Annotated in this window: 15 protein-coding genes and 3 pseudogenes; 13 read left to right on the top strand and 5 right to left on the bottom strand. The window is 74.6% G+C overall.

Translation table 11 applies throughout. The features are described from left to right. The 12 genes and pseudogenes from B1205_RS14920 to B1205_RS14865 all read left to right on the top strand — a co-directional run. Nucleotides 1–4,332 (top strand): amino acid adenylation domain-containing protein (locus B1205_RS14920; protein WP_176308609.1); only part of this gene is annotated, 4,332 nt, incomplete at its 5' end. Then, nucleotides 4,329–4,553 (top strand): MbtH family protein, encoded by a 225-nt coding sequence (locus B1205_RS14915; RefSeq protein ID WP_089156174.1) that lies wholly within the window; start codon nt 4,329–4,331, stop codon nt 4,551–4,553. The genes B1205_RS14920 and B1205_RS14915, both read left to right, overlap by 4 nt. Before the next feature lie 173 nt (nt 4,554–4,726). Continuing rightward, nucleotides 4,727–8,170 (top strand): AMP-binding protein, encoded by a 3,444-nt coding sequence (locus B1205_RS14910; RefSeq protein ID WP_089156173.1) that lies wholly within the window; start codon nt 4,727–4,729, stop codon nt 8,168–8,170. Further along, the gene (locus tag B1205_RS14905) at nt 8,167–9,864 is read left to right on the top strand and encodes a non-ribosomal peptide synthetase (protein ID WP_089156172.1); all 1,698 of its coding nucleotides are present in this window, start codon (nt 8,167–8,169) and stop codon (nt 9,862–9,864) included. The genes B1205_RS14910 and B1205_RS14905 overlap by 4 nt, the downstream gene beginning before the upstream one ends. A gap of 2 nt (nt 9,865–9,866) precedes the next feature. Beyond that, nucleotides 9,867–12,760, top strand: a pseudogene (locus B1205_RS32960) (beta-ketoacyl synthase N-terminal-like domain-containing protein); the annotation flags it as partial. A gap of 398 nt (nt 12,761–13,158) precedes the next feature. Beyond that, nucleotides 13,159–13,497: an LLM class flavin-dependent oxidoreductase gene (locus tag B1205_RS32955; RefSeq protein WP_369597295.1), complete on the top strand. Its 339-nt coding sequence runs from the start codon at nt 13,159–13,161 to the stop codon at nt 13,495–13,497. Beyond that, a complete protein-coding gene (locus tag B1205_RS32950; RefSeq protein WP_369597294.1) occupies nt 13,385–14,818 on the top strand; it encodes a thioesterase II family protein in 1,434 nt (477 codons plus the stop codon). Before B1205_RS32955 ends, B1205_RS32950 begins: the two co-directional genes overlap by 113 nt. Continuing rightward, nucleotides 14,815–15,750 (top strand): aminotransferase class IV, encoded by a 936-nt coding sequence (locus tag B1205_RS14885; protein WP_089156170.1) that lies wholly within the window; start codon nt 14,815–14,817, stop codon nt 15,748–15,750. Before B1205_RS32950 ends, B1205_RS14885 begins: the two co-directional genes overlap by 4 nt. 11 nt (nt 15,751–15,761) lie before the next feature. Beyond that, on the top strand, nt 15,762–16,490 hold the full coding sequence (locus B1205_RS14880; RefSeq protein WP_089156169.1) for a hypothetical protein: 729 nt from the start codon (nt 15,762–15,764) through the stop codon (nt 16,488–16,490). A gap of 75 nt (nt 16,491–16,565) precedes the next feature. Beyond that, nucleotides 16,566–17,525 (top strand): aldo/keto reductase, encoded by a 960-nt coding sequence (locus B1205_RS14875; RefSeq protein WP_089156168.1) that lies wholly within the window; start codon nt 16,566–16,568, stop codon nt 17,523–17,525. Between the two features lie 34 nt (nt 17,526–17,559). Beyond that, complete coding sequence (locus B1205_RS14870) at nt 17,560–18,111, top strand: GNAT family N-acetyltransferase (protein WP_089156167.1); 552 nt, start codon at nt 17,560–17,562, stop codon at nt 18,109–18,111. A gap of 33 nt (nt 18,112–18,144) precedes the next feature. After that, nucleotides 18,145–19,377: a PP2C family protein-serine/threonine phosphatase gene (locus B1205_RS14865; RefSeq protein ID WP_089156166.1), complete on the top strand. Its 1,233-nt coding sequence runs from the start codon at nt 18,145–18,147 to the stop codon at nt 19,375–19,377. A gap of 95 nt (nt 19,378–19,472) precedes the next feature. Here the strand turns inward: B1205_RS14865 and B1205_RS14860 are convergent, their stop codons facing one another. From B1205_RS14860 to B1205_RS14850, 3 genes and pseudogenes are all read right to left on the bottom strand, one after another. Next, nucleotides 19,473–19,619: an STAS domain-containing protein gene (locus tag B1205_RS14860; protein ID WP_441338503.1), complete on the bottom strand. Its 147-nt coding sequence runs from the start codon at nt 19,617–19,619 to the stop codon at nt 19,473–19,475. Nucleotides 19,620–19,736: 117 nt separating this feature from the next. Next, nucleotides 19,737–21,693 (bottom strand): annotated as a pseudogene (locus B1205_RS14855) (acyl-CoA dehydrogenase family protein). 107 nt (nt 21,694–21,800) lie between these two features. After that, nucleotides 21,801–23,384 carry a glycoside hydrolase family 64 protein gene (locus B1205_RS14850; RefSeq protein WP_089156165.1) on the bottom strand — a complete coding sequence of 528 codons (1,584 nt, stop codon included), beginning with the start codon at nt 23,382–23,384 and terminating at the stop codon, nt 21,801–21,803. A gap of 153 nt (nt 23,385–23,537) precedes the next feature. On the opposite strand from B1205_RS14850, the gene B1205_RS29730 reads away from it, so the two are divergent. Continuing rightward, on the top strand, nt 23,538–23,708 hold the full coding sequence (locus B1205_RS29730; RefSeq protein WP_176308607.1) for a hypothetical protein: 171 nt from the start codon (nt 23,538–23,540) through the stop codon (nt 23,706–23,708). Between the two features lie 37 nt (nt 23,709–23,745). Here B1205_RS29730 and B1205_RS14845 read toward each other — a convergent pair whose 3' ends face one another. Together B1205_RS14845 and B1205_RS14840 are read right to left on the bottom strand one after the other, a co-directional pair. Further along, complete coding sequence (locus B1205_RS14845; protein WP_254909959.1) at nt 23,746–24,693, bottom strand: glycosyltransferase family 2 protein; 948 nt, start codon at nt 24,691–24,693, stop codon at nt 23,746–23,748. A gap of 33 nt (nt 24,694–24,726) precedes the next feature. Beyond that, a pseudogene (locus tag B1205_RS14840) lies at nt 24,727–25,727 on the bottom strand (hypothetical protein); the annotation flags it as partial.

Raw genomic sequence — 25,727 nt, 5'->3', positions numbered from 1 at the left:
GTCCCCACCGGCGGCCACCCTGCCACCGACGACATCCGCGACCACCTCGCCCGGCGGCTGCCCGCGTACATGGTGCCCGGGACGCTGGTGGTGCTGGACGGGCTGCCGCTGACCCCCACCGGCAAGGTGGACCGCCGGGCGCTACCGGCGCCGACCGCCCCGACGCCGGTCGGCGGACGCCCACCGAGGTCCCCGCAGGAGGCGATGTTCTGCGCCCTCTTCGCCGAGACGCTCGGGCTCGACACGGTCGGTGTGGACGACGGCTTCTTCGACCTCGGCGGACACTCCCTGCTGGTGATCCGGCTGCTCGGCGAACTGCGTCGGCAGGCCGGCGTCGAGCTGACCGTCCGCGACGTCTTCGAGGCACCCACCCCGGCGGCCCTGGCCCGCCGGCAACCCGCCGGCACGACCGCCCGGCCGCCGCTGCGCAGCGGGCCGCGCCCGGCCGTGCTACCCATGTCGTACGCGCAGCGCCGGCTCTGGTTCCTCGACCGGCTGGAGGGCGGCGGCGCCACCTACAACATGCCCATCGCGTTGCGGTTCTCCGCGCCGCCCGACCCGGACGCGCTGGACGCCGCCTGGCGCGACCTGCTGAGCCGGCACGAGATCCTGCGCACCGTGTACCGCCTCGTCGGCGACGAGCCGAGCCAGCTCGTGCTGGACCCGGCGGCGGCACCCGGCCTGCGGGTGGTCCGGGTCGACCCGGACGGGCTGCGCGCGGCCCTCGACCGTGCCGCCCGACAGGTCTTCGACCTGGCGGCCGAGCCGCCCGTGGCGGCCGCCCTCCTCACCGCCGGCCCGGACGAGTGGGTGTTGCTGCTGCTGGTGCACCACATCGCCGCCGACGGCTGGTCCGTGCCGTGCCTGCTGCGCGACCTGGCCGACGGGTACGCGGCCCGGAGCACGGGCGTCGCCCCGGTGACGCCGCCCCTGGCGGTCCAGTACGCCGACTACACGCTCTGGCAGCGGCGGCTGCTCGGCCCGGTCGACGACCCGCGGAGCCGGGCCGGCCGACAGCTCACGTTCTGGCGGGACGCGCTGCGGGACCTGCCGCAGGAGCTGCCGCTCCCGGTCGACCGGCCGCGCCCGGCGCACGCCAGCCACCGGGGCGGCGTGGTCCCGGTCGAGATCGACGCCGAGCTGTGCCGGGCCGCCGGCGAGCTGGCCCGCCGCACCGGCGGCACGCTTTACATGGTGCTCCAGGCGGCGCTGGCGACCCTGCTGCACCGCCTCGGCGCCGGCACGGACATCCCGATCGGCGCCCCGGTGGCCGGACGCGCCGAACCGGCGCTGGACGACCTCGTCGGGTTCCTGGTCAACACGCTGGTCCTGCGGACCGACCTCTCCGGCGACCCGACCTTCCGGCAGGTGCTGCACCGGGTCCGGGACTCAGACCGGGCGGCGTACGCCCACGACGACATCCCGTTCGAACTGCTGGTGGAGCAGCTCAACCCGGCCCGCGCCGCCGCCCGCCAACCCCTGTTCCAGGTCATGCTGAACCTGCTCTACAGCGACGGCGACCGGCTGCGCTTCGCCGACCTGTGGGCCGAGCCGGTGCCGGTCGACACCGCCACCGCCCGGCTGGACCTGGCGTTCAGCCTGACCGTACGGCCCGGCCGCGACGGCGGGCCGGAGCGCGTCGACGGCGTGGTGGAATACTCCGCCGACCTCTTCGATCGGGACACGGTGACCGTCCTGGTCGAACGCCTGGTGCGGCTGCTGCGCGCCGCCGTCGACACGCCGGACGTGCCGATCGGCCGGCTCGACCCGCTCACCGCCGACGAGCGGCACCGGGCGCTGGTGACCTGGGCGCACGGGGCGACCCGTGCCGCACCCCGGCACCGGTCGATCCCGGCGGCGCTCCACGAACTGACCCGGCGCCAGCCCGAGGCGGTCGCCGTCCGGGCCGGTGAATGGACGACGAGCTATGCCGAGCTGGACCGGCGGGCCAACCGGCTCGCGCACCGGCTCCGCCGGGCCGGGGTCGGCGCCGAGACCCGCGTCGCCGTCCTGCACCAACGCTCGCCGCAGATCCTGGTCACCAGCCTGGCCGTGCTCAAGGCCGGGGGCGCGTACGTGCCGCTGCACACCGGTGCGCCGGTGTCCCGGATGGCCGCGGTGGTGGCCGACTCCGGGGCGGCCCTGGTGCTGGTCGACGAGGCCAGCCAGGCGCTCGACCTGCGGGTCGAGGTGCCGGTGCTGGTGGTGGACGACGACGCGCCCGGTGCGGCCGGCGACGACGCGCCGCCGACGCGCGACGCGCACCCCGACGCCCTGGCCTACGTCATGTACACCTCCGGCTCGACCGGCCGGCCGAAGGGCGTCGGGGTCTCGCACCGCGCCGTGCTCGACCGGGTGGCCGACCCGTCCTGGCGGACCGGACCCGGCGACGGCATGCTGATGCACTCGCCGTACGCCTTCGACCTGTCCGTGCACGAGACCTGGGTGCCGCTGCTCAACGGCGCGACCGTGGTCGTCGCGCCCGCCGGCCCGCTCGACGTCGACGCGCTGCACCGGGCGCTGGCCGACCCGGCGGTCACCGCCGCCGACCTCTCCGCCGGGCTGTTCGCGCTGCTCGCCGACGAGCGGCCGGCGGCGTTCGCCGGGCTCACCGAGATCTGGACCGGCGGCGACGCCGCGTCCCCGGCGGCCCTGCGCACGGTACGCGAGCACGCGCCGCACGCCGCGATCACCAACCTGTACGGGCCGACCGAGGCCACCTTCGTGATCACCGGGCACCGGCTGCCCGCCGGCGAACCGGTGCCGGCCGCCGTGCCGATCGGCCGTCCACTCGACAACACCCGGGTGTACGTCCTCGACCCGCACCTGGCACCGGTGCCGCCGGGGGTCACCGGCGAGATCTACCTCGCCGGGGTCGGGCTGGCCCGGGGCTACCTCGGGCAGCCGGCGCAGACCGCCCAGCGTTTCGTGCCGGACCCGCGGCACCCGGGCGAGCGGATGTACCGCACCGGCGACCTGGGGCGCTGGCGCACCGACGGGGTGCTGGAGTTCGCCGGCCGGGCCGACGAGCAGACCAAGATCCGGGGCTTCCGCATCGAACCGGGCGAGATCGAGGCCGCGCTGGCCACGCACCCGGCGGTGCTGCGGGCCGTGGTCGTGCCCGCGCGGTACCGGGGGGAGCGCAGCCTGATCGGGTACGCCGTGCCCCGCCCCGACGCCGCGATCGACCCGGATACGCTGCGCCGGCACCTGGCCGAGCTGCTGCCGTCGTACATGGTGCCGGCCGTCGTCGTGCCGCTGGACCGGCTGCCGCTCAACCCGAACGGCAAGCTGGACCGGGACGCGCTGCCGCCCCCGCCGGAGTCCTCGGCGACCGGCCGCCCGGCCGGCTCACCGACCGAGGAGGCGCTGCGGCGCATCTTCGCCGAGCTGCTGGAGCGCCCCGAGGTGGGCGTGGACCAGAACTTCTTCGACCTCGGCGGGCACTCGCTGCTGGCCATCCGGCTGGTCGCCCGGGTACGCGACGTGCTCGGGGCGGACCTCGGCCTGGGCGACGTGTTCGACGGGGCCACCGTCGCCAGCCTGGCCGACCGGCTGGTGCGGGGCGCTCCGGCCGCCGGCCTGGACCCGGTGCTGGCGCTGCGTGCCACCGGCGTCCGGGAGCCGCTGTTCTGCCTGCCCCCGGTCACCGGCCTCGGCTGGGGCTACGCCGGGCTGCTGCGCCACCTGGGCGAACAGCGGCCGGTCTACGCCCTCCAAGCCCCGGCGCTCTCCGGCGACGACCTGCCGCAGAGCATCGAGGCGCTGGTCCAGCGGCACCTCGCGGACATCCGCCGGCACCGGCCGCACGGGCCGTACCACCTGGTGGGGTTCTCCTTCGGCGCGGTGCTGGCGCACGGGCTGGCCTGCCGGTTGCGGGCCGACGGCGAAGAGGTCGGCCTGCTCGTGGCCGTCGACGGCTACCCACCGCCCGCCGGCCCGACCGGCCCCCGCGACGGTGACCCGGGCGACGGCGAGGCTGGCGTCGGCGCCGACCTGGTCGCCTGGCTGCGCCGGGAGACCCGGCAGTTCGACGGCGTCGACGACCGGGACGCGGCGCTCGTCGAACGGTTGGTCGACCGGCACCACCGGCTGCTGCGCGGGTACGTCCCGCCCCGCTTCGACGGCGACCTGCTGCTGTTCCGGGCCACCGCGCCGGTGACCGGGCCGGACGTGACGTCGTGGCGGCCGTACCTCACCGGCGACGTCGACGTCCACGAGGTGGCGACCGACCACTGGCGACTGCTGGAACCGGCGGCGCTGGCGACCATGGGACCGACGATCGCCCGGGCCCTCGCGGCCCGGACCGACCCCGATGAGGAGGAGCGATGAGCAACCCGTTCGAGGACCCGGACGGCACCTACCTGGTGGTGCGCAACGACGAACACCAGTACTCGCTGTGGCCCGCCGCGATGGCGGTGCCCGCCGGCTGGGAGGTGCGGCACGGCCCGTCCGGCCGGCAGGAGTGCCTGGAGCACGTCGAGGCGAACTGGACCGACATGCGGCCCCGCAGCCTGGCCGAGTGGATGGACGCCACCCCCGCCGCCGGATGACCACCGGCCGGGCGCGGCTGCCCGTCGTCGCGTAACCCGACGCGAACCGGTGGGCGTTAGCGTGCCGGCATGTTCGACCTGCCCGCCGGCACGCCCCGGCCGCCGCGCCCCGCCGGACTTCCCGGTGCGGGCCCGACGATCGCGTCCGAGTCGGTGACGACGCGGGGGCGGCGGTGAACGCCGCCGCGCCCGACCTGATCGGGGCCCTGCGGACGCACGCCCGCACCCGAGGGGACCGGACGGCGCTGACCTGGCTGGGGGACCTGGCCCGGCCGACCGGCGCGTTGACGTACGCCGAACTGGACGACGCCGCCGCGCGGGTCGGCGCCCGGCTGCGGGCGAGCACCGCGCCCGGCGACCGGGTGCTGCTGGTGCACCCGCCCGGCCTCGGCTTCGTCACCGCCTTCCTCGGCTGCCTGCACGCCGGCCGGGTGCCGGTGCCGGTCTACCCGGTGCTGGACAGCGAGCACGGCGCCCGCACGGTACGCCGGATCGTCGAGGACAGCGGCGCCTCGCTCGCCTGGACCTCCGACGCGACGCTGGCCGAGCTGGCCACCCGGGTGCTCGGCATTCCCGCCGACTGGCGACCGGGCGACGCGCCGGCCGCGCCGGAGCCGGTCGACCCGGCGGCACCCGCCTTCCTCCAGTACACCTCCGGCTCCACCGGCGCGCCGAAGGGCGTGGTGGTCACCCACGGCAACCTGGTCGCCAACCTCCGGTCGATCGCCCACGCCTTCGCGCACGACGACAGCGCGGTCGTGCTGAGCTGGCTGCCGGCGTACCACGACATGGGCCTGATCGGTAACCTGCTGCACCCCGTGCACGCCGGCATCCCGGCGTACCTGGCCGCGCCGACGGACTTCATCCGCAACCCGGTCGGCTGGTTGCGCGCCATCGGCGAGTACGGCATCACCACCAGCGGCGCGCCGAACTTCGCGTACGACCTGGTGCTCAAGGCGCTGGACCGGGCGCCCGCGGCCGGGCTCGACCTCGCCGGCTGGCGCAAGGCGTACAGCGGCGCGGAGCCGGTCTCCGCCGCGACCCTGGACCGCTTCGCCGAGCTGCTCGCCCCGGCCGGCTTCCGGCGGGAGGCGTTCATCCCCTGTTACGGGCTGGCCGAGGCGACGCTGCTGGTGACCTCGGTGCCGCCGGGCGTCGGACCCCGTACCCGTGCCGCCGCCGACGGCACCGAGGTGGTCTCCTGCGGCGTGCCGTACGGCTGCGAGGTCGCCGTGGTCGACGGCGACACGCCGCTGCCGGACGGTCGGGTCGGCGAGATCCTGGTCAGCGGCCCCAGCGTCGCGGCCGGCTACTGGGGACGGCCGGAGGTCTCCGCGGCGGTGTTCGGCGCCGAGGTGGCGGGCCGGTCCGGCACCTGGCTGCGTACCGGCGACCTCGGCTTCCTGACCGACGGCGAACTGCACGTCACCGGCCGGGTGAAGGACCTCATCGTGCTGCGCGGGCGCAACCTCTACCCGCAGGACCTGGAGCGGACGGCCGTGGAGACGGTGCCGACGCTGCGCGCCGGCGGGGTGGTGGCGTTCGCCGACCCGGCCGGGCGTGGCGTGGTCCTCGTCGGCGAGGCCCGCGGGCGCGGCCTGACCGACGACGACCGGCGGCGGCTCGCCGTGGCGGTCACCGCCGGCTTCGGCGTGACGCTGGTCGACCTGGTCGGCGTCCGGCCCGGGACCGTGCCCCGCACGACCAGCGGCAAGCTCCGCCGCGCCGAGGTGGCCCGCCGGTACGCCGACGGCGACTACGCCCCACCCACCGCCGCCGGCCCGGCCGCCGCTGGCCGTTCCGACGGGGCGGGCCGGGCGGACCGGCTGCGGCGCGGCGTGGAGGCGGTGCTCGACCACCCGATCGAGCGGGACGACGAGCCGCTGGCCAGCTACGGGATGGACTCGCTCAACGCGCTGCACGTCTCCGAGCTGATGCACCGGGAGTTCGGCGCCGACGTGCCGGTCCGGGAGTTGCTGGAGGGCGCGAGCCTGGCGGACCTGACCGCGCGGCTGGGCGAGCCGGCGACCTCGACCGTGGCCGGCGACCCGTCGACGGCGACGGAGGTCGCCGGGCAGCTCTCCAAGGCCCAGGAGTCGCTGGCGTTCCTCCAGATGCTCAACCCGGACAGCGACGAGTACACCATCTCGTTCGCCTGGCGGCTCGACCCGTCGGTGGACGCCACGCTCTTCCACCGCGCGTTGCGCGCGGCCATCCGGCGGCAGCCCGAGCTGGGCGTCCGCATCGTCACCGAGGGCAACCGGCAGCGGCGTGTCCCGGTGGCGCCGGACCAGCTCGCCGAGGCGCTGGCGCTGGCCCCCGTCCCGGTCCGCGACGAGCAGCTCGACGAGCAGCTCGGATACGCCGCCACGGTGCCGTTCCGGCTCGACGAGGGGCCGCTGGTGCGGCTGCACCGGTGGCGGTCGGCGAGCCGTGAGGTCTACCAGATCGTCGTGCACCACGCGGTGACCGACCTGTGGTCGCTGAGCCTGGTGCTGCGGGACCTGCGCCACGCCTACGCCGAACTGCGTGCCGGCCGGCCGGCCGACGGGGAACCGCCGCGGTCGTACGACGACTATGTGGCGGCGCAGCGGGCGTACCTCGACTCGCCGGCGGCCACGGCCCGGGACGCGATGCTGCGCGACCGGCTGCCGGCGCGCGCCGCCTCCCTCGACGTGCGCACCGACCGGCCCCGCGGCAGCCGGCGCAGCACGCGGGTCGGACGCGCCCGGCTCACCGTGCCGGAGCTGCCGGTGGTGGGCGGCCTGGACCGGATGGCGTTGCTCTCCGCGCTCTGGGGTGTCTGCCTGCACCGGTACGGCACACCGAACCCCGTGGTGGTGGGCGTGCCGGTGGTCGGCCGGCCCTCCGGTCGACTGGCCGAGGTCGGCGGGCTCTGCACCAACACGGTGCCGCTCGCCGTCGAGGTGCGCCCCGAGCAGCCCCTGGTCGAGCTGGTCGGTGACCTGCGGGACCAGCTTCTCGGCGGCCTCGACCACGGGCTCTACCCGATGGTGCGGGCCGTGGACGCGGTGCGCCCACCCCGGCTCGCCGGTCGGCTGCCGCTGGTCGAGACGCTGGTCACCCTCCAGGAGAACCCGCTGCCGGAGGTCCCCGGCCTGCTCCCCACGATCAACGGGGAGGCCGCGGAACTCGACCTCGACGGTCTCGTCCTGCACAGCGTCCCGGTGCCCCGGCGTAGCTGTCGCTACGACCTGGACCTGGTGGTCACCCCGCAGCCGGACGGCTACCTGGTGACGCTCGACTACGCCGCCGACCTCTTCGCCGCGCGTACCGCCGAGGCGATGCTGGCCACCCTGGCCGCCATGCTGCGGGCGGCCGGCGCCACCGACACGCCCCGGGTCGAGGACGTGCTGGTGCTCTCGCCCGCCGACGAGCGGCTCACCCGGCAGCTCGGTGTGGTCGAGACCCCGGCGCTCGACCCGACGATGCTGACCCGCATCCGGTCGTTCGCCGTCACCGACCCGGACGCGCCGGCGCTGGTGGAGGCGGGCCGGACGGTGACCTACGCGGACTTCATCGACCGGATGGACCGGATCGGCGCGGCCCTGCACGAGGCGATGGCCGCCCAGCGGCGCGGGGAGGAGACCCGGTGAGCACCGCCCCGGAGAACGACGAGCCGGCCCGCCGGCAGGTCGGCCTGTTGCTGGCGTCGCCGGCCGATTTCACGCTCGGCATGTACGGCGCCTGGTCGGCCGGGCTGGGCGTACTCCCGCTGCCGGTGGAGTTCCCCGACGCCCGCCTGCGCGAGATGCTGGCCGACTGCGCGCCCCGGCTGCTGCTCACCTCCGCGGCGCTGGCCGACCGGGCGGCCCGACTGGTCTCGGAGCTGCCCCGACCGCCGGCGGTGGTCCTGCTCGACGCGGCGACGGCCGACGACGCCACCGACGGCGCGGACCGACCCGCCGAACCGGCCCCGGACGCCCCGGCCTTCACGGTCTACACCAGCGGCTCGACCGGCCGGCCGAAGGGCGTGCTGATCCGCCAGGACCAGCTCTCCCACCTGCTCGCCTGGGAGGGCGTCACCTGGGGGCTCGGCCCCTGGATGCGGATAGCGCAGACGCTCTCGCTCGGCTTCGACTTCGGCCTCCAGGAGCTGATGACCGCGCTGACCTACGGCGGCGCCCTGGTCGTGCCGTCCGCCGCGGACCGGACCGACGCCCGCAGCTACGCCCGGTTCCTGCGCCGCGAGCGGGTCACCGTCCTGTTCACCACCCCGTCGTACGCCGAGCAGCTCGTCGCGGCCGGTGAACGCCTGCCCGACCTGCGACTGGTCCAGCTCGGCGGCGAGGTGGTGAAACGGTCCACGGTGGCGGGCCTGCGGACGGTCGTCGGGGCGGACTGCTGGATCGCCAACGGGTACGGCCCGACCGAGGCCACCATCAACTGCCTGAACCACCGGGTGCCGCCCGAGGTGCCCGACGCGGAGCTGCCGGCCGTGCTGCCGGTGGGGCTGCCGTCGGCGGCGAGCCGGATCCTGGTCACCGACGACGCCGACCGCCCCGTCCCGGTGGGCGCCGTCGGGAAGATCCTCATCGGCGGCCCCGGGGTGGCCGACGGCTACCTGCACCGGCCGGAGACCACGGCCGAGCGGTTCGTGACCGACCCGGCCACGGGGGAGCGGTTCTACCGCAGCGGCGACCTGGCCTACCTCGACCCCGACGCGGGGGGCTTCGTCGTGCTGGGCCGGGCCGACCGCCAGGTGAAGGTACGCGGCTTCCGGGTCGAACTCGGCGAGGTGGAGTTCGCGTTGCGGGCGGTACCCGGCGTGACGGCCGCCGCCGCGCTCGTGGTCGACCAGCCGCCCCGACTGGTCGCGTTCGTGACCGGCGACCGGCCCGACCCGGCCGAGTTGCTGGCGCGGATCGCGGCGACGCTGCCGGCGGCCATGGTGCCCGAGCAGGTGGTCACCGTCGACGAGCTGCCGACGACCCCGAACGGGAAGCTCGACGAGGCGCGGCTGGGAGAGGTGGCGCAGCGGGAGTACACCGAGCTGCTGCCCGCCTCGGCGACCCGGCGTGAGGTGGAGGCGGCGGTCTGCCGGGTCTGGGCGGACGCGCTGGCCCTGCCGGCCCTGTCGCCGGACACGAACGTCTTCGAGGTGGGGGCCCACTCCCTGGTGGTCACCCGGGTGCACCACCTGCTCCAGGTCACCCTCGGTCTCACCTTCCCGGTCCACTACCTCTTCGAATTCCCCCGTCCCCGGGACCTCGCCGGGCAGCTCGGCCTGCGACGAGATGCCCGTCCGTCGTCACCCGCTCCCGCGCTGGCCCCGAACCAGAAGGACTGACCATGGCCATGACTCCCCTTGACGAACACCCCGACGCGATCGCGATCATCGGCATGGCCGCGCGTCTGCCCGGGGCCGCGGACACGGACGCGTACTGGCTGAACCTCAGCGAGNGCCCGAGCTGGTGGACAACCCGCACTACGTCCCCGCGACGGGCGCGCTGGAGGACGCCGACTGCTTCGACGCCGCGTTCTTCGGCTACTCGGCCCGCGAGGCGTCGATCATGGACCCGCAGCACCGGATCTTCCTGGAGACCGCGTACCACGCGCTGGAGGACGCCGCCTACGACCCGCGTCGCTACGCCGGCCTGATCGGCGTCTACGCCGGCTGCACCATGAACACGTACATGCTCTACAACGTCATGTCGCACCGCGACGACGTGGCGGCGCTGGTGGGCGACCTCCAGACGATGATCGGCAACGACAAGGACTTCCTCGCGCCGCGCGTCTCCCACCGGCTGGACCTGCGGGGGCCGAGCCTGGCGGTGCAGACCGCCTGTTCGAGCTCGCTGGTCGCCATCCACCTGGCCGCCCGGGCGCTGCTCGACGGCGACTGCGACATCGCCCTGGCCGGCGGCTCGTCGGTGCGCATGCCGCTGCGCGGCGGCTACCTCGCCAACCCGGGCGGCACCTCCGCGCCCGACGGCCACTGCCGCGCCTTCGACGCCGACGCCGCCGGCAGCATCGTCGGCAACGGCGCCGGCGCGGTCGTGCTGAAGAAGTACGCCGACGCGGTGCGCGACGGCGACCAGATCCACGCCGTGCTGCGCGGCACCGCCATCAACAACGACGGCCGGGCGAAGGCGAGCTTCACCGCGCCGAGCGTCGACGGACAGCACCGGGCCGTGGTGCGGGCGCTCGAACGGGCCGGGGTGTCGGCGCGCGACATCCACCTGGTCGAGGCGCACGGCACCGGCACCCCGCTGGGCGACCCGATCGAGGTCGCCGCGATCAGCCGCGCCTTCCAGCAGTCCACCTCGGACCGCAACTACGCCTGGCTCGGCTCGGTGAAGCCGAACATCGGGCACCTGGACGCCGCCGCGGGCGTGGCCGGCCTGATCAAGGTGGTGCAGTCCCTGCGGCACCGCCAGATGCCGCCGGTGGTCAACTTCAACCGGCCGAACCCGAAGCTGGAGCTGGAGAGCAGCCCGTTCCGCATCCCCACCGCGCTGGAGGACCTGGACGCCGACGGCCCGCTGCTCGCCTCGGTCAACTCGCTGGCGATGGGCGGCACCAACGCGCACGTGGTGGTGCAGGAGGCGCCCGAGCCGGCGCCGACCACGCCCTCGGCCCGGCGGCGGCACGCGGTGCAGCTCTCCGCGCGTACGCCGGAGGCGTTGGAGGAGATGAGCCGGAACCTGGGCCGGTGGGCCCGGGAGAATTCCGGCGCGGCGCTGGCCGACGTCGCGTACACGCTGTCGACCGGTCGGCAGCAGTGGGAGCACCGGCGGGTGGTGCTGGGCCGGACGGTCCGGGACATCTCCTCCGCGCTCTCCGCGACCGGCAGCCGGCGGCAGAAGACCGGCCAGGCCCGCCCGAACGACCGGCCGGTCTTCCTCTTCCCCGGCCAGGGCGCGCAGCGCGTCGGAATGGGCGCCACCCTGGCCCAGCAGGAGCCGATCTTCGCCCGGCACCTGGACACCGTGCTGGAGCTGTTCGACAAGCGCACTGAGCTGGACCTGCGGTCGGTGCTGCACCCGGCCGAGGGGGACACCGACGCCACCCGGGCGGCGCTGGCCTGGACCGAGGTCACCCAGCCGGCGCTGTTCGCGGTCGAGTGGGCGCTCGGGCAGACGCTGATCGACCTGGGCGTCCGCCCGTACGCCATGCTCGGGCACAGCGTCGGCGAGCTGGTCGCCGCCGTGCTCGCCGGGGTGCTCGACCTGGCCGACGCGGTCGGCCTGGTGGCGGTGCGCGGACAGGCGCTGGCCGAGGCCCCCCGGGGCGCGATGCTGTCGGTCACCCTCACCGCCGACGAGGTACGGCAGCGCTTGGCCGACCGGGAGCTGACCGTCGCGGCGGAGAACGCGCCGTCGCTGGTGGTGGTGGCCGGCGCGGAGGAGGCGGTCGAGGAGTTCGCCGCCGCGCTGCGCGAGGAAGGTGTCACCAGCAACCGGCTGCGGGTCAGCCACGCCTTCCACTCCCCGCTGGTGCACTCGGCGGCCGACCGGCTGCGCGCCGAGCTGGCCGGGATCACGCTGCGCGAACCCGAGGTGCCGATCGTCTCCAACGTCACCGGCGCCTACCTGACCCCGCAGGAGGCGACCAGCGCCGACTACTGGGTGGCCCAGATGTGCCAGCCGGTGCGGTTCGCCGACGGCGTCCGCACGTTGGCGCAGGAGAACATCTCGGTCTTCCTGGAGGTCGGGCCCGGCCGGTCGCTCAGCGCGCTGGTGCGGGCGGTCGAGTCGACCGCGCTCTGCCTGCCGGTGCTGCACACCAGCGACACCGAGGAGGCCGTCGACCTGCTCGACGTGCTCACCGACCTGTGGCTGGCCGGCGGCAGCTTCGACGCGCGCGGCTACTACGCGGGCGAGCAGCGGGCCCGGCTCTCGCTGCCGACGTACCCGTTCGCCCGGACCCGGCACTGGCTCGACCCGTCGCCGCCGACGGCGACCCGGACCGCGACGCCCGCGTCGGCGCCCGCCGCGTCGGCCCCGGCCGCCCCGGTCGTCGCCGCACCGGCGCCGGACGCCGGCTACACCCGCACCCAGCGTTACCTGCTGGCGCTCTGGCGGCAGCTCCTCGGCACCGAGCGGATCGGGCTCAACGACAGCTTCTTCGACCTGGACGGCAACTCGCTGCTGGCGATGCAGATGATCACCCAGGTGCGCCGCGACGGCGCGAACGACCTGGAGATGACCGTCCTGTTCGAGGTGCCGACCGTCGCCGGACTCTCCGCGCACCTGGAGGGCAGCGGCTTCGTGNCCCCGCCGCGCCGGCCCCCGCCGCCGCGGGCCCGGCCGGTGCCGGCGACGACGCCGAGATGGCCGCCCTGCTGGCCGAGGTCGACGCCCTCTCCGAGGACGAGGTCGCGGCCCGGCTCGCCGAGCTGGACGGAGCGAACGAGCGATGAGCGCACCCAACCTGGACCAGCTCTCCCCGGAGCGCCGCGAACTGCTCGAACGCCTGCTGCGCCAGCGCCGCGCCCAGGCCGACCCGTCTGCTCCCGCCGCCCCGGCCGAACCCGCCGGGCCGGTNCGCCGGCCCCGCCGGCCCGCGCCCGGCGCTCGCGGTCAGCCTCTTCTTCTTCTCCGCCGACCTCGACGACGCGCCGGCCGACAAGTACGACCTCGTGCTGCGCTGCGCCGAACTCGCCGACGAGCTGGGGCTGCACGCGGTGTGGGTGCCGGAGCGGCACTTCAACCCGTTCGGCGCGCCGTACCCGGCCCCGGCGGTGCTGCTGGCGGCGATCGCCAGCCGGACCCGCCGGATCGGCCTGCGCGCCGGCAGCGTGGTGCTGCCGCTGCACGACCCGCTCCTGGTCGCCGAGGAGTGGGGGGTGCTCGACGCGATCAGCCGTGGCCGGGTGGCGCTCTCGCTCGCGTCGGGCTGGCACGCCGANAGCTCGCGGAGCTGCGCACGCTCTGGTCCGGCGGCAGCAGCAAGCGGGTCGGGCCGCAGGGGCGGATGATCGAGACGCAGACGTACCCGCGCCCGGCCCGTCCGCTGGAGACCTGGCTGACCAGCTCCGGCAACCCGGAGACCTGGCGGACGGCGGGCGCGCTCGACCAGCACGTGCTGACCGCGCTGCTCGAACAGAGCGTGGACGACGTGGCCGGGAAGGTCGAGCTGTACCGGCAGGCCCGCGCGGAGGCGGGGCACACCGCCGACGACCGGCAGGTCACCTGCATGCTGCACACCCACATCGCGGAGCGCGCCGAGGACGTCGTGCCGCGGGTACGCGGCCCGCTGGGCCGGTACCTCTCGGCGCACCTGAACCTGTTCGAGAAGTTCGCCGCGAACCAGGACGTCGGGGTGCGCCCGGAGGAGGTCACCGAGGCCGACCGCGCGCTCCTGCTGGAGCACGGCATCCAGCGTTACCTGCGGCAGTCCGGGCTCTTCGGCACCGTGGAGACCGCCCTGCCGATGGTCGACCGGCTGGTCGCGGCCGGCGTGACCGAACTCGGGTGCCTGGTCGACTTCGGCCTCCCCGACGAGCAGGTCTTCGAGTGCGTACGGCAGCTCGGCGCGTTGCAGCAGCGGGTCCGGGACCGTGCCGGAGGATCGAGTTGACCGCCTGGTTCAGCGTCTACCCGCACCTGGGCGGCGGCCGGGGCACCTACCTCCCGGTGCTGCGGGAGCTGCGGCAGGTGGCGACCTGCCACGTCCCGACCCTGCCCGGCCGCGACGGCCGGTACGGCGAGCCGGCGTGCCGCACCTTCGAGGCGCTCGCCGACGACCTGTGGCGGCAGCTCCGGGCCGAGATCGACGCCGGCGCCGACCCGGCCGACCTGGTGCTCTTCGGCTTCAGCATGGGCGCCCTGCTCGCCACCGAGCTGGCGGCCCGGCTCGACCGGTCAGGGACCGGCTGTCGCGCCCTGGTGGTGGCCGGCTCGCCGCCGCCGCACCTGATGGACGCCGACCGGCAGATCGGCCACCTGTCCGACGACGAGTTCGTCGCGGCGCTGGCCGAGAACGGGGTGATGGCGCCGACCGCGCTGCCCGAGGCCGAGCTGCGCGCCCTGATGCTGCCGATCTGGCGGGCCGACTGCGCGGTGGTGGAGAGCCACCCGCGTACCCCGGTGCGGTTGGCCTGCCCGGTGCTGGCGCTGGCCGGCAGCGACGACCCGCTGGTCGGCGCCGACCGGCTGGCGGCCTGGCGGCAGGTCGGCGGACCCGGCTCCCGGGTGGCGACCGTGCCCGGCGGACACGCGTCGGTGCTGGCCGACCCGCGGGTGCTGCGGGACCTGCTCGTCGAGGCCGGCGGACTCGACCGCACGGTGCGCCGATGACCGCCCAGGGCAGCTCGCTGCGCACGGTCTGGGACCCGGCGGGACCGGCCGGCCTGCCGTTCGGCAGCAACAGCATGCAGCACGGCACCGCGGTCTTCGAGGGCATCCGCTGCTACGCCACGTCGCGCGGCCCGGCGGTGTTCCGGCTCGACGACCACCTGGCGCGGCTGCTCGCCTCGGCCCGGCAACTGGGCGTCCCGCACGACTACGACCTGCCCCGGCTGCGGGAGCGGGTGCTGGCGGCGGCCCGCGCGGGCGGGCCGGACGAGGTGTACCTGCGGCCGGTGCTGCACACCCCGGACGAGCGGCTCGGCATCGACCTGGCCCGGTTCCGGTTCGTGCTCGCGGTCGAGGTCTACGCGATGGCCGGTGAACCCGCGACGACGACCCTTCCGGCGGGCGTGCGGCTGACCGTCTCACCGTGGCGCCGCCCGGCCGCCACCTCATTCCCGCCCCAGGTCAAGGCCACCGGCACGTACGTCGTGTCGGCCCTGGCCCGGACCGCCGCCGTCGCCGCCGGTCACGACGACGCGATCCAGCTCGACCCGGTCTCCGGCCGGGTGGCCGAGGCCACCGTGGCGAACGTCTTCCTGGTCCGCGACGGCCGGCTGCTGACCCCGTGGCTCGCCGACGGGCTGCTCGCCGGCATCACCCGCGACACCGTGCTGGTGCTGGCCCGCCGCCTCGGCATCGAGGTGGTCGAGGGCCCGGTCGAGCCGGCCGACCTGAGCCGGGCGCAGGAGGTCTTCCTGACCGGCACGGCCGCCGAGCTGGTGCCGGCGAGCGAGGTCGACGGGCACCGGACCGACCCGCGGGGCCCGGTCTTCCGGGCCGTCGCGGAGGCGTTCCGGGACACCGTACGCGGCCGGCGCTTCGACGACCTGGGCTGGCTCACCCACACGTCCTTGTCCCGTCACACCAACCCTGTCTGAGAGGACGACCCGTGGAACTCTTTCACTGCTTCGGCGCCCGACCCGAGCACCGCGTGGACACCGCCCAGGCGGTCGCGATGCTCGCCGCCAGCGGATGCCGCTACCTCGCCGTCAACACCCACACGATCGACCGGATCGAGCGCGGCGACGACCTGCCGATCGGCTACTCGACCGCGACCCTCGGGTCGGTCCGGGACTCGCTCGGCGCGGACTCCCCGGTGGTGCCGGTGCTCAACATCAACCACCCGGTCACGGCGCAGGAGGCCGTGGAGCGGACCCGCCGGGCGGCCGAGCTGACCGGCCTGCGCATCATCAAGCTGGAGGTCCTGGACGAGGACTTCACGCTCAGCCAGAACGACGCCGTGGTGGCGGCGGCGGCCACCCTGGTCGCGGAGGGCTTCGAGGTCTGGCCGCTGATCACCCCGGACGCGGCGGTCCTCGCCGAGTGCGTCGCGCTGGGCAGCACCATGGTCCGGGTGATGGGTTCGCCGATCGGCGCGCGGCGGGGCATCGACCCGCAGTGGCGCGAGGAGATGGACCAGCTCCTGGCCGGTGCGACCGTGCCGATCATGCTCGACGGTGGCGTCGGCTCGGTCGAGCACGCGGTGGCGGCGGCCCGGCAGGGCTTCGACTCGATCCTGGTGAACTCGTGCCTGTTCGCCGACGGTGATCCGGTGGCGGCGCTGCGCGAGTTCCGCTCCGCGATCGACGCGGCCGACGCGTCCCTGGTCCGCGGCTGAGCCGGCTGCCGGGGACGGGCGGCCCCCGTCCCCGGCGGTCCGCCGCCGTCTGATCCCGTCCCGGAAGGCCGCAGCATGAGGTACCGACCACTCGGCACGCTCTCGGTCAGCGAGGTGGCGCTCGGTAGCTGGCTGACCACCACCCGGGACCGGCAGGAGACGGTGGACGCGCTGGTGCGCACGGCGCTCGACCTGGGCATCAACCTCTTCGACACCGCCGACTCGTACCAGGACGCGCAGGAGGCGCTCGGCGTCGCGCTGCGCGGCACGCCCCGGGACGACTACCTGATCTCGACGAAGGTGTACCACCCGTATCCCGGCGGCGTCGGCGGCCTGTCCCGGGAACACATCCGGGCCAGCGTCCGGCGCAGCCTCCGCCAGCTCGGCGTGACGCACCTGGACCTGCTCAGCGCCCACCGGTTCGACGCCACGGTGCCGCTGCACGAGACCATCACGGCCTTCGCCGAGCTGGTGCGCGACGGCAGCATCCGGCACTACGGCGTGAGCGAGTGGACCGCCGCCCAGATCACCGACGCCGCCCGCGTGGCCGAGGAGATCGGCGCCCCGCCGCCGGTCGCCAACCAACCCCAATACAACGTGGTGTGGCGGGTGCCGGAGGGCGAGGTCCTGCCCGCCTGCCAGCGGCACGGGCTCGGCGTGGTGGCGTTCTGGCCGCTGGCCCAGGGCATCCTCACCGACAAGTACCGGCCGGGCCGGCCCCCGCCGGCACACAGCCGGGGCGCCACGGACCTCGGTCGGGAGACCATGGCGGCGCTGATGCACGACGTGGTGCTGGACCGGGTCGAACTGTTCGGCCGGCTGGCCGCCCGGCGTGGGCTCACCGCCGCCCAACTGGCGATCGCCTGGGTGCTCAACCGGCCCGGCGTCACCGCCACGGTGGTCGGCGCGTCCCGCCCCGAGCAGCTACGGGAGAACGCCGGCGCCGCCGGCGTGCCGCTCGACCCCGCCACCATGGCCCGGATCGACAAGATCTTCACCGGCCTCGTGTACGACGATGTCACCGCCACCGGTTGAGCCGGGCGCACCGACGCCCGATACGGTCACCGCCATGGACTCGTCGGCATCCCTGCGGACCGCCCGGACGGAGCTGCGGCCGTGGCGGACGGCAGACGTGCCGGAGATGGCGGCGATCAACGCCGACCCCGAGGTGATGCGCTGGATCGGTGACGGTTCGGTGCTGGACCACCAGCGCACCGCCGACCGGGTCGCGGCGTACCGGCGGCACTGGGCCGAGCACGGCTTCGGCCTGTACGCGCTGACCCTGCGGCCGACCGGCGAGTTCGCCGGCTTCGTGGGGCTCGCGGTGCCCGACTTCCTGCCGGAGATCCTGCCCTCGGTCGAGATCGGCTGGCGGCTGGCCCGGCGGCACTGGGGGCGAGGGCTGGCGACCGAGGCGGCGCGGGCCGTACGCGACCACGCGTTCGGGCCGCTGGGACTGGACCGGTTGGTCAGCGTGCACCAGATCGGCAACGTGGCCTCGGAGCGGGTCATGCGCAAGCTGGGCATGACCCCGGAGCGCGACACGGTCGACCCCGCCAACGGCCGCCCGCTGCGGGTCCACGAACTCCGCCGCCGCGCCGGGCCTGGCCAGGTCCCGTAGGCTCGGGTCGTGGAGCACGATCGGGGTCAGACAATGGCCCGCCTGTTGGACGCGGCGGAGAACGCCTCGCCGGTCGAGGCGGTCGAGGCGGTCACCGGGGAACTCGGCGCGGCGCTGGGGGCGCGAAGCGTCGCGTTCCTGATCGCGGACCTCGGCGGCCGGGCGCTGGTCCGGCTGGCGCACGTCCCCCTCGGTGACGCCGGTGCGGGGCGCCGCGACGGCACCGAGGTCGCCACCGTGATGCCGTTCGACGGCGGCCCCGCCGAGCAGGCACTGCGCACCCAGGCGGTGCAGGTCGTGGCGGAGCGTGACGGTTGGACGGTGCTGGCGCCGGTGACCGACCGGGGCGAGGCGCTCGGCCTGCTCGAGATGACCCTGCCGGACGAGCCGGCGTCGCGGACGCTGGACGAGATCGGCCGGACCGCGCACGTCCTCGCGTTCGTGGTGATCGCCAACCGGCGGCACACCGACCTCTACGAATGGGGGCAGCGGACGACCCCGTTCACCCTGTCCGCGGAGATCCAGCGCCGTCTGCTGCCCGCCTCGTTCACCTGCGAGGGCAGTTCGTTCACGCTGTCCGGGTGGCTCGAACCCGCGGCCAGCATCGGCGGGGACACCTTCGACTACAGCCTGGCCCGGCACGAGTTGCACTTCAGCGTCACCGACGCGATGGGGCACGGGGTGGCCAGCGCGCTGACGGCCACGCTCGGCGTGGGCAGCCTGCGCAAGAGCCGCCGGCACGGCATCGGCCTGGTCGAGCAGGCCGACGCCGCCAACGCCGACGTGGCCGAACACTCCGCCGTGCCCGGCAGTTACCTCACCGCGGTGCTCGGCCGGCTCGACCTGCGCACCGGCGTGTGCGCGCTGCTCAACGCCGGGCACGTGCCGCCGCTGCTGGTGCGCGACGGGGACACCCGGCCGATCCCGCTGCCGGGCAACTTCCCGCTGGGCATGTTCGCCGGGGCCGACTACCGTGCCGGTGAGGTCACCCTGCGCCCCGGCGACCGGCTCGTGGTGGTCACCGACGGCATGCGGGAGCGCAACGCCGCCAACCTCGACCTGCCGACGCTGTTCCGGTCGGTCGCGGACCTGCACCCGCGTGAGGCGGTCCGCGCGTTGGCCGACGCCGTGCTCGACGTCAGTGGGCCGGTGCTGGCCGACGACGCCACCCTGCTGATCCTCGACTGGCACGACGGGCACAGCGAGGAACGCCGCACCAGTGCCGGCGCCGACCAGACCCGGGCCAGCGCCGCGCTGACCGACTGACTACCGGCCCACCGCGTCGTCCACGGCCACCGCGTCCGCCTCGGCGGCCTCGACGCTGTCGTGCACGCGGATCACCCGGTTCACCGAGGTGGCCGTCAGGACGCGGCCCACGGTGGGCTGCACCGCGGCGAGGCGCANCTGGAGTCCATGAACGTCACGCCGGCCAGGTCCACCACCACCTGACGCTCGCCGGCGTCGATCACGCCCCGCAGGCGTTCGCGGAACCGTGGGGACGTCGCCATGTCCAGCTCGCCCCGCACCGTGAGGACGGTGCAACCCCGGCCCGGCCGGGTCGACAACAGCAACTCCACCACGAACCTCCCCACGCCGGTGCCCCCGGCCCACCCTACGTCGCCGGTTCATCGAGTGTCGTCGTGGGCGGCCATGGTCTCCTGCCGGCGTGGCTCCTCGCGCAGGACGGCGCAGTGCAGCCACGCGTCCGGGACACCGAACCCGTCCACGAGCGTGCGCATGTGCGGGCGCAGCTCCTTGAGCAGTCCGTTGACCACGGCGGTGACCGCCTTCGCGCGGGGCGGGGTGAGGCGGCCGTGCTCCAGCAGCCATCCCTTGTCGGCCTCGATGACACTGAGCGCGTACAGGTCGCAGACCCGGGTGAGCAGCGCCCGGACCGCCGGGTCCGCGGTGGCCGCGATGCCGGCGACGAACGCCTCCAGGGTCACCCGGTCGATGTGCGCGGCGGCGACGGCGAGGACGTGGTCCTGGACGTCGTTGAAGATGTCGAAGGGACGGTCCTTCTTGGTGGCCGCGCCGTTGCGCAGGCGACGGACCGCGCCGTCGAGGCGGTGCCGCTCGCGGTCCTCGAAGACCTTCAGATGCCAGCCGCGGTCGGTGACCGCGACCTCCTCGTCGCGGCCCGGCACCGCGCCGATCAGCCGCTCGATGAGCGACCGCGCGGCGGTGCGTTCGAGCACCATCTCCCGGACCTGCTCGGCGACGAAGGACGCGCGCCCCCAGCCGTCCAGCGAGCCGAACTCGTCCCGGTGACCGGTGAGCAGCCCCTTGGCCACCAGTTGCAGCAGCACCGTGTTGTCGCCCTCGAACGTGGTGAACACGTCGGTGTCGGCCTTCAGGCCGGGCAGCCGGTTCTCCGCCAGGTAGCCGGCGCCGCCGCACGCCTCGCGGCACATCTGGATGGTGCGGGTCGCGTGCCAGGTCTGGGCCGCCTTNCCGGGACTCCAGCTCCCGTTGCCGGTGCTCGTCCACCGGCCCGTCGCCGCCCTGCACCTCGCGCAGCGCGGCGACCAGCTCCGTCTGGGCGAAGGTCAACGCGTACGTGGTGGCCAGCGCGGGCAGCAGCTTGCGCTGGTGGGCCAGGTAGTCGTTGAGCAGCACCTCACGGTCGGCGTCGGGGGCGCCGAACTGGCGGCGGATGTCGCCGTAGCGCACCGCGATGGTCAGCGCCACCTTGGTGGCGGCCGCGGCGGCGCCTCCCACGCTCACCCGGCCACGGACCAGGGTGCCGAGCATGGTGAAGAAGCGCCGGGAGTCGTTCTCGATCGGGCTGGAGTACGTCCCGTCCGCCGCCACCTGCGCGTACCGGTCGAGCAGCATGTCGCGCGGCACCCGCACGTGGTCGAAGCTGATCCGCCCGTTGTCGACGCCGAGCAGGCCGGCCTTGGCGCCGGCGTCGCCGATGGTCACGCCGGGCATCGGGTTGCCGTGCGCGTCGCGGATCGGGACCAGCCACGCGTGTACGCCGTGCCGCCGCCCGCCGGTGACGAGCTGGGCGAAGACCACCGCCATCCGCCCGTCCCGCGCGGCGTTGCCGATGTAGTCCTTGCGGGCCGCCTCGTGCGGGGTGTGCAGGTCGAACGTCTGCGTCTGCGGGTCGTAGACGCAGGTGGTGCGCAGTTGCTGGACGTCGGAGCCGTGGCCGGTCTCGGTCATCGCGAAGCAGCCGAAGGTCCGGCCCGAGATGATGTCCCGCAGGTGTGCGTCGTGGTGCCGCCGGGTGCCCAGGGCCGCGACCGCCCCGCCGAACAGGCCCCACTGCACGCCCGCCTTGACCATCAGCGACAGGTCGACCTGGGCCAGCATCTCGATGGCCACGATCGAGCCGCCGACGTCGTAGCCGCCGCCGTACTCGGTGGGGAAGCCCGAGGCGATGCCCAGCTCGACCGGGAGGTCGGCGAGCAACCGGCTGATCCGTTCGCGGGCCTGGTCGCCGGTCTCGCCGTACACCGGCAGGAAGCGCTCGTCCAGGTGCGTGCGGTGCGCCTCGCGGACCGGGGCCCACGGGCCGTCGAGCACCTCCCGCAGGCGGGCCGGGTCGACGGGGCCGGGCACGTTGCTCATGGCTGCCTCGGGGTACGACGTCATGGTTGTTCCTCGTACCCGATCAACGCCGCCGGCCCGCCGGNCCGGCGCGGACCGTGGTGGTCACGCGCCGGCACGTCGGGCGGTCAGCCCTTGCGCCACTTCTGGCTGGCGATTCCCTGGCAGTCCCACAACTGGAGCCGCGCGCCGTCGGCCGCGCTGCGGTCCTTGATGTCGACACACTTGCCGGCCTGGAGGTTGACCAGGTCACCGGCCGAGTTGAGGGTGAACTGCTGGGCGCCGGTGCCGTTGCAGGTGTAGAGCTGGACGATCGCGCCGTTGGCGGTGGAGCCGGCGTCGACGTCCATGCACTTGTCGTTCTGGCTGCGTACGGCATTGCCGGTGAACGTCCACTTCTGCGCGTTGGTGTTGTTGCAGTTCCACATCTGCAGCGGGGCGCGGTCGGCGAAGTTCGAGTTGGGCACGTCGATGCACTTGTTGTTCAGGTTGCTGACCAGCGCGGTCGCGGTGCTGGTCGAGCCGCCGCCGAACGGGCTGAGGATCAGTCCGGCGGAGCGGGGGTCGCCGTCGTGCACCAGGGACTCGAACGCGCCGACGTCGTCGAAGGCGAACGCGTACGCCTTGCCGTCGGCCATGTTGGCGTGGATCAGCCGGGCGTACTGGTTGGTGGGGGTGTTGCGGTAGAAGGCGGCGGCGTCGGTGCTGGGCTGGGTGTCGATCGTGCCCAGCGTGCCCCGGTTCAGCGCGGCGCAGAGCGTCCGCGAGATCGGGCCGACGACCTGGTCGTTCGGTGCGGGCAGGTCGCCGTCGCAACCCCAGACGCTGGCCGACGAGGGCCGCTTGAACGAGGCGACCACCTGGCCGCTGCCGTTGGTGAAGGTCATGGTGGTGCCCGAGGTCCGGCCGTAGTAGCGGACGTTCGGCTGGTCGCCGAAGGGCGCCACGGTCAGCGTCTTCGTGGTGTACGCGTTCCACGCGGCGGCGATGTACGAGTCCAGGTAGGTGGCGCTGAGCAGGCCGGCGCCGGCCGCCTTGCCCGGGGCCAGCACGCGCAGCACGGTGCCGTCCGAGCGGGTCTGGACGGTGTTGGCCCAGCCGGACTGGGCCCGGATGCCGTCGATGATCGCGTTGCGCCCGTTCGCCACCACGTCGCCGGTGCGCCGGGTGACGCCGCTGGCGCCGGTCACGGTCACCGCGTGCGGGACCGCGAACATGTCGACCTGCGAGCTGTTCAGCCAGAGTCCGGCGTCGTTGTAGGTGAACTCGCTCCAGTCGAACAGGATGTCGCGGTTGGCGTCGCCGCCCGCCCACGGCGCGGGCTGGACGAGACCGTCCGGGGTGAGGAAGAACTTCAGTTTCTGGCCGAGGGCGAAGTAGACCCGGCCGGAGAAGCCGCGGGGGAAGCGGATGGTGGTGCTGCCGCCGTTGCCGGGACCGGGGATGGCGACGTCGGGCGCGGGCGACGGCGGAAGTTGCCCGCCGGTCCAGGGCGCGAACGTGCCGGCCGCGTTCACGTAACCGAGGCGGCCGGTGGCCAGGTTGGTGCCGATGACGTACAGGTAGACGGCGTCCGCGCGGCCGGTGGTGTTGGTGACGGTGACCGGCAGCAGGGACGGGCCGACCGCGTGCGCGGGCGTGGCGAGCGGTACGCCGGCCAGCGCGACGACCAGGGCGGACGCGACGGCGAGCAGCCTTCTTCGGAGACGCATGGAACACCTCGGGGGACGGGGACGGGGGAGAGAGCGCTCTCTCAGACTGTGACTGGAAACAAACTTTGTCAATAGGTGGTGGCCGATGTGTTGCCGCCCCGGCCGGCTGCCGCTCGTCGCGCGCTCCCGGGCGGGTGGACGGATACTTGTCGGATGACGAACCCCGACCTCGACCCCCAGGTGTACCCGCCGCTCGACCCGCGCGAGACCGTGCCGGACGACCCCGGAGAGCTGCTCCCGGACACCCCCGGCGAGCTGCCGGAGGCGCCGGTCGAGCCGATGCCCGACGACGGGGAGCCCGGGGGCGTGCCCGAACCGGCCTGACCGCCCGTTCCCGCCGCGGCCGGCGGGGCGCTGCGGGTCAGCGCGCCTCGCCGGTCTTTCCGACGAGCTGCTCGGTCTCCTGCACCAGGTAGTGCGGTCGGCGCTTGGTCTCGTAGTAGATGCGTCCGATGTACTCCCCGATCACCCCGAGGATCATCATCTGGATGCCGCCGAGCCCGATCACGCTGACGATGATCGTGGTGTAACCGGGGACGTCGATGCCCTTCTCCACCGCGTCCGCGACCACCCAGGCCATGTACGCCACCGCGATCAACGTGAGGAACAGGCCGCCGTAGATCGCCAGCCGCAGCGGTCGGTTGTTGAACGACAGCAGGCCGTCGAACGCGTAGTTGAAGAGCTTGCCGAACGTCCACCGGCTCCGCCCCGCCTGCCGGGTCTCGTTGCGGTGGGCCACCACCGCCGTCCGGAAGCCGATCCAGGAGAACAGCCCCTTGGAAAAGCGGTTGTATTCCGGCATCGCCAGGATCGCGTCCACCGCGAGGCGGGAGAGCAGCCGGAAGTCACCCGCGCCGTCGAGCAGGCGCACGTCGATCCACCAGTTGACCATGCGGTAGAAGGACCGCGAGGCGACCATCCGGACGAACCGGTCGCCGCGCCGGTCCCGGCGGGCGATCACCTGGTCGAAGCCCTGCCGGTACAACATCACCATCTCGGGCAGCAGCCGCGGCGGGTGTTGCAGGTCGGCGTCCATGATGACGACCGCGTCGCCGGTGGCCCGCCGCAGACCGGCGAGCATCGCCGCCTCCTTGCCGAAGTTCCGGCTCAGCGACGTGTAGCAGACGGCCGGGTCGGCGGCGGCGAGCCGGCGCAGCGCCGCGAGGGTGCCGTCGTCGCTGCCGTCGTCGACGTAGATCACCTCGACGTCCAGGTCGGGAAGCTCGGCGAGCGCGACGCGGACGGTCTCGTGCAGCCGCTCCACCGAGTCCTCCTCGTTGAAGCAGGGCACCACGACGGACAGGCGCACCCGGCTCACCCCGCCCGCCCGGCGCGCACCCGGTCAGAAGCGGTAGAGCAGCACACCATCGATGTCCTCCCGCGAGATGCCCAGTCCGTCGACGGGCCGGTTCTCGATGCCCTCCCACGGCGTCCCCGCCGCGCGCTCCGGCACGGCCATCACCGACCGCACGCCGATCCCGCGCAGGTACGCCACGCTGCCCGGGTCGGGGAACGACGCGACCGCGGCCCGGGTCTGGGCCTGGCTGACCGGCTCGAACCCGGCCAGCCCGTTGGTCACCCGGGGGAAGCCGCTGTCGGTCGTCCACAACATGTAGTGCAGGTCGTTCAGGCCGCCGGCCGGCAGCACCAGGATCGGATCCGGTGCCGCCCGCATCGCCGCCGGTGGCCGCGGCACGGCCGGGTGGGGTGTGCGGTTGACCCCCTCCACGGTGACCATGGCCAGCGGCAGCAGCAGGACCAGCGGCGCGGCGACCCGCGTCCAGCGGCGGGCCGGCGGCCGGCCGAACGACTCGGCCAGCGCCGTCACCAGCCCGGCGGCCAGCACCGCGAGCAACAGGCTGGTCCAGTGCATCATCCGGCCCGGCGTGCGCAACGCGTCCCAGCCCGGCAGGAGCCGGGACAGGGTCAGGTAGCCGGGATCCCCGTCGCCACCGAGCGTGGCGCCCAGGCCCAGCAGCACCGTGCCGAGCACGCCGAGCCCCAGCGTGACCCGGTGCCGCAGCGGGTACGCCGAGACGAACAGACCCGCCGCGGCCAGCCCGATCAGCGTCATGCCCGGCAGCAGCGCCATCTCCGGCGGCCAGGACAGTTGCTCGCGGGCGCCGACGTGCGACTCGCCCCACAACCACGAGTCGGCCGGCGCGGTGACGAACCCGAGCAGCGGCGGGGAGAAGCTCACCGTCCAGTCCAGCGACCGCTGGGCCTGCGGGTTGAGGTCGACGACGCGCAGGAAGACCAGGCCGAGCAGCAGCGTCACCGTGCCGAACACGGCGCCGCCGGCCAGGTCCGCGAGCAGCAGCCGCCGGCCGAACGGCGGGGGTT

This window comes from Micromonospora sp. NBS 11-29 (assembly GCF_002140155.1).
In the GTDB taxonomy this organism is placed as follows: Bacteria; Actinomycetota; Actinomycetes; order Mycobacteriales; family Micromonosporaceae; genus Micromonospora.
This window is presented reverse-complemented; position numbering and strand designations above follow the sequence as displayed.

Bases quoted from the DNA above. Each gene is read 5' to 3' on its own strand.
- B1205_RS14870 (WP_089156167.1), top strand. From the start codon at position 17,560: ATGGACTCGTCGGCATCCCTGCGGACCGCCCGGACGGAGCTGCGGCCG.
- B1205_RS14915 (WP_089156174.1), top strand. From the start codon at position 4,329: ATGAGCAACCCGTTCGAGGACCCGGACGGCACCTACCTGGTGGTGCGC.
- B1205_RS14865 (WP_089156166.1), top strand. From the start codon at position 18,145: ATGGCCCGCCTGTTGGACGCGGCGGAGAACGCCTCGCCGGTCGAGGCG.
- B1205_RS14875 (WP_089156168.1), top strand. From the start codon at position 16,566: ATGAGGTACCGACCACTCGGCACGCTCTCGGTCAGCGAGGTGGCGCTC.
- B1205_RS14885 (WP_089156170.1), top strand. From the start codon at position 14,815: ATGACCGCCCAGGGCAGCTCGCTGCGCACGGTCTGGGACCCGGCGGGA.
- B1205_RS29730 (WP_176308607.1), top strand. From the start codon at position 23,538: ATGACGAACCCCGACCTCGACCCCCAGGTGTACCCGCCGCTCGACCCG.
- B1205_RS14850 (WP_089156165.1), bottom strand. From the start codon at position 23,384: ATGCGTCTCCGAAGAAGGCTGCTCGCCGTCGCGTCCGCCCTGGTCGTC.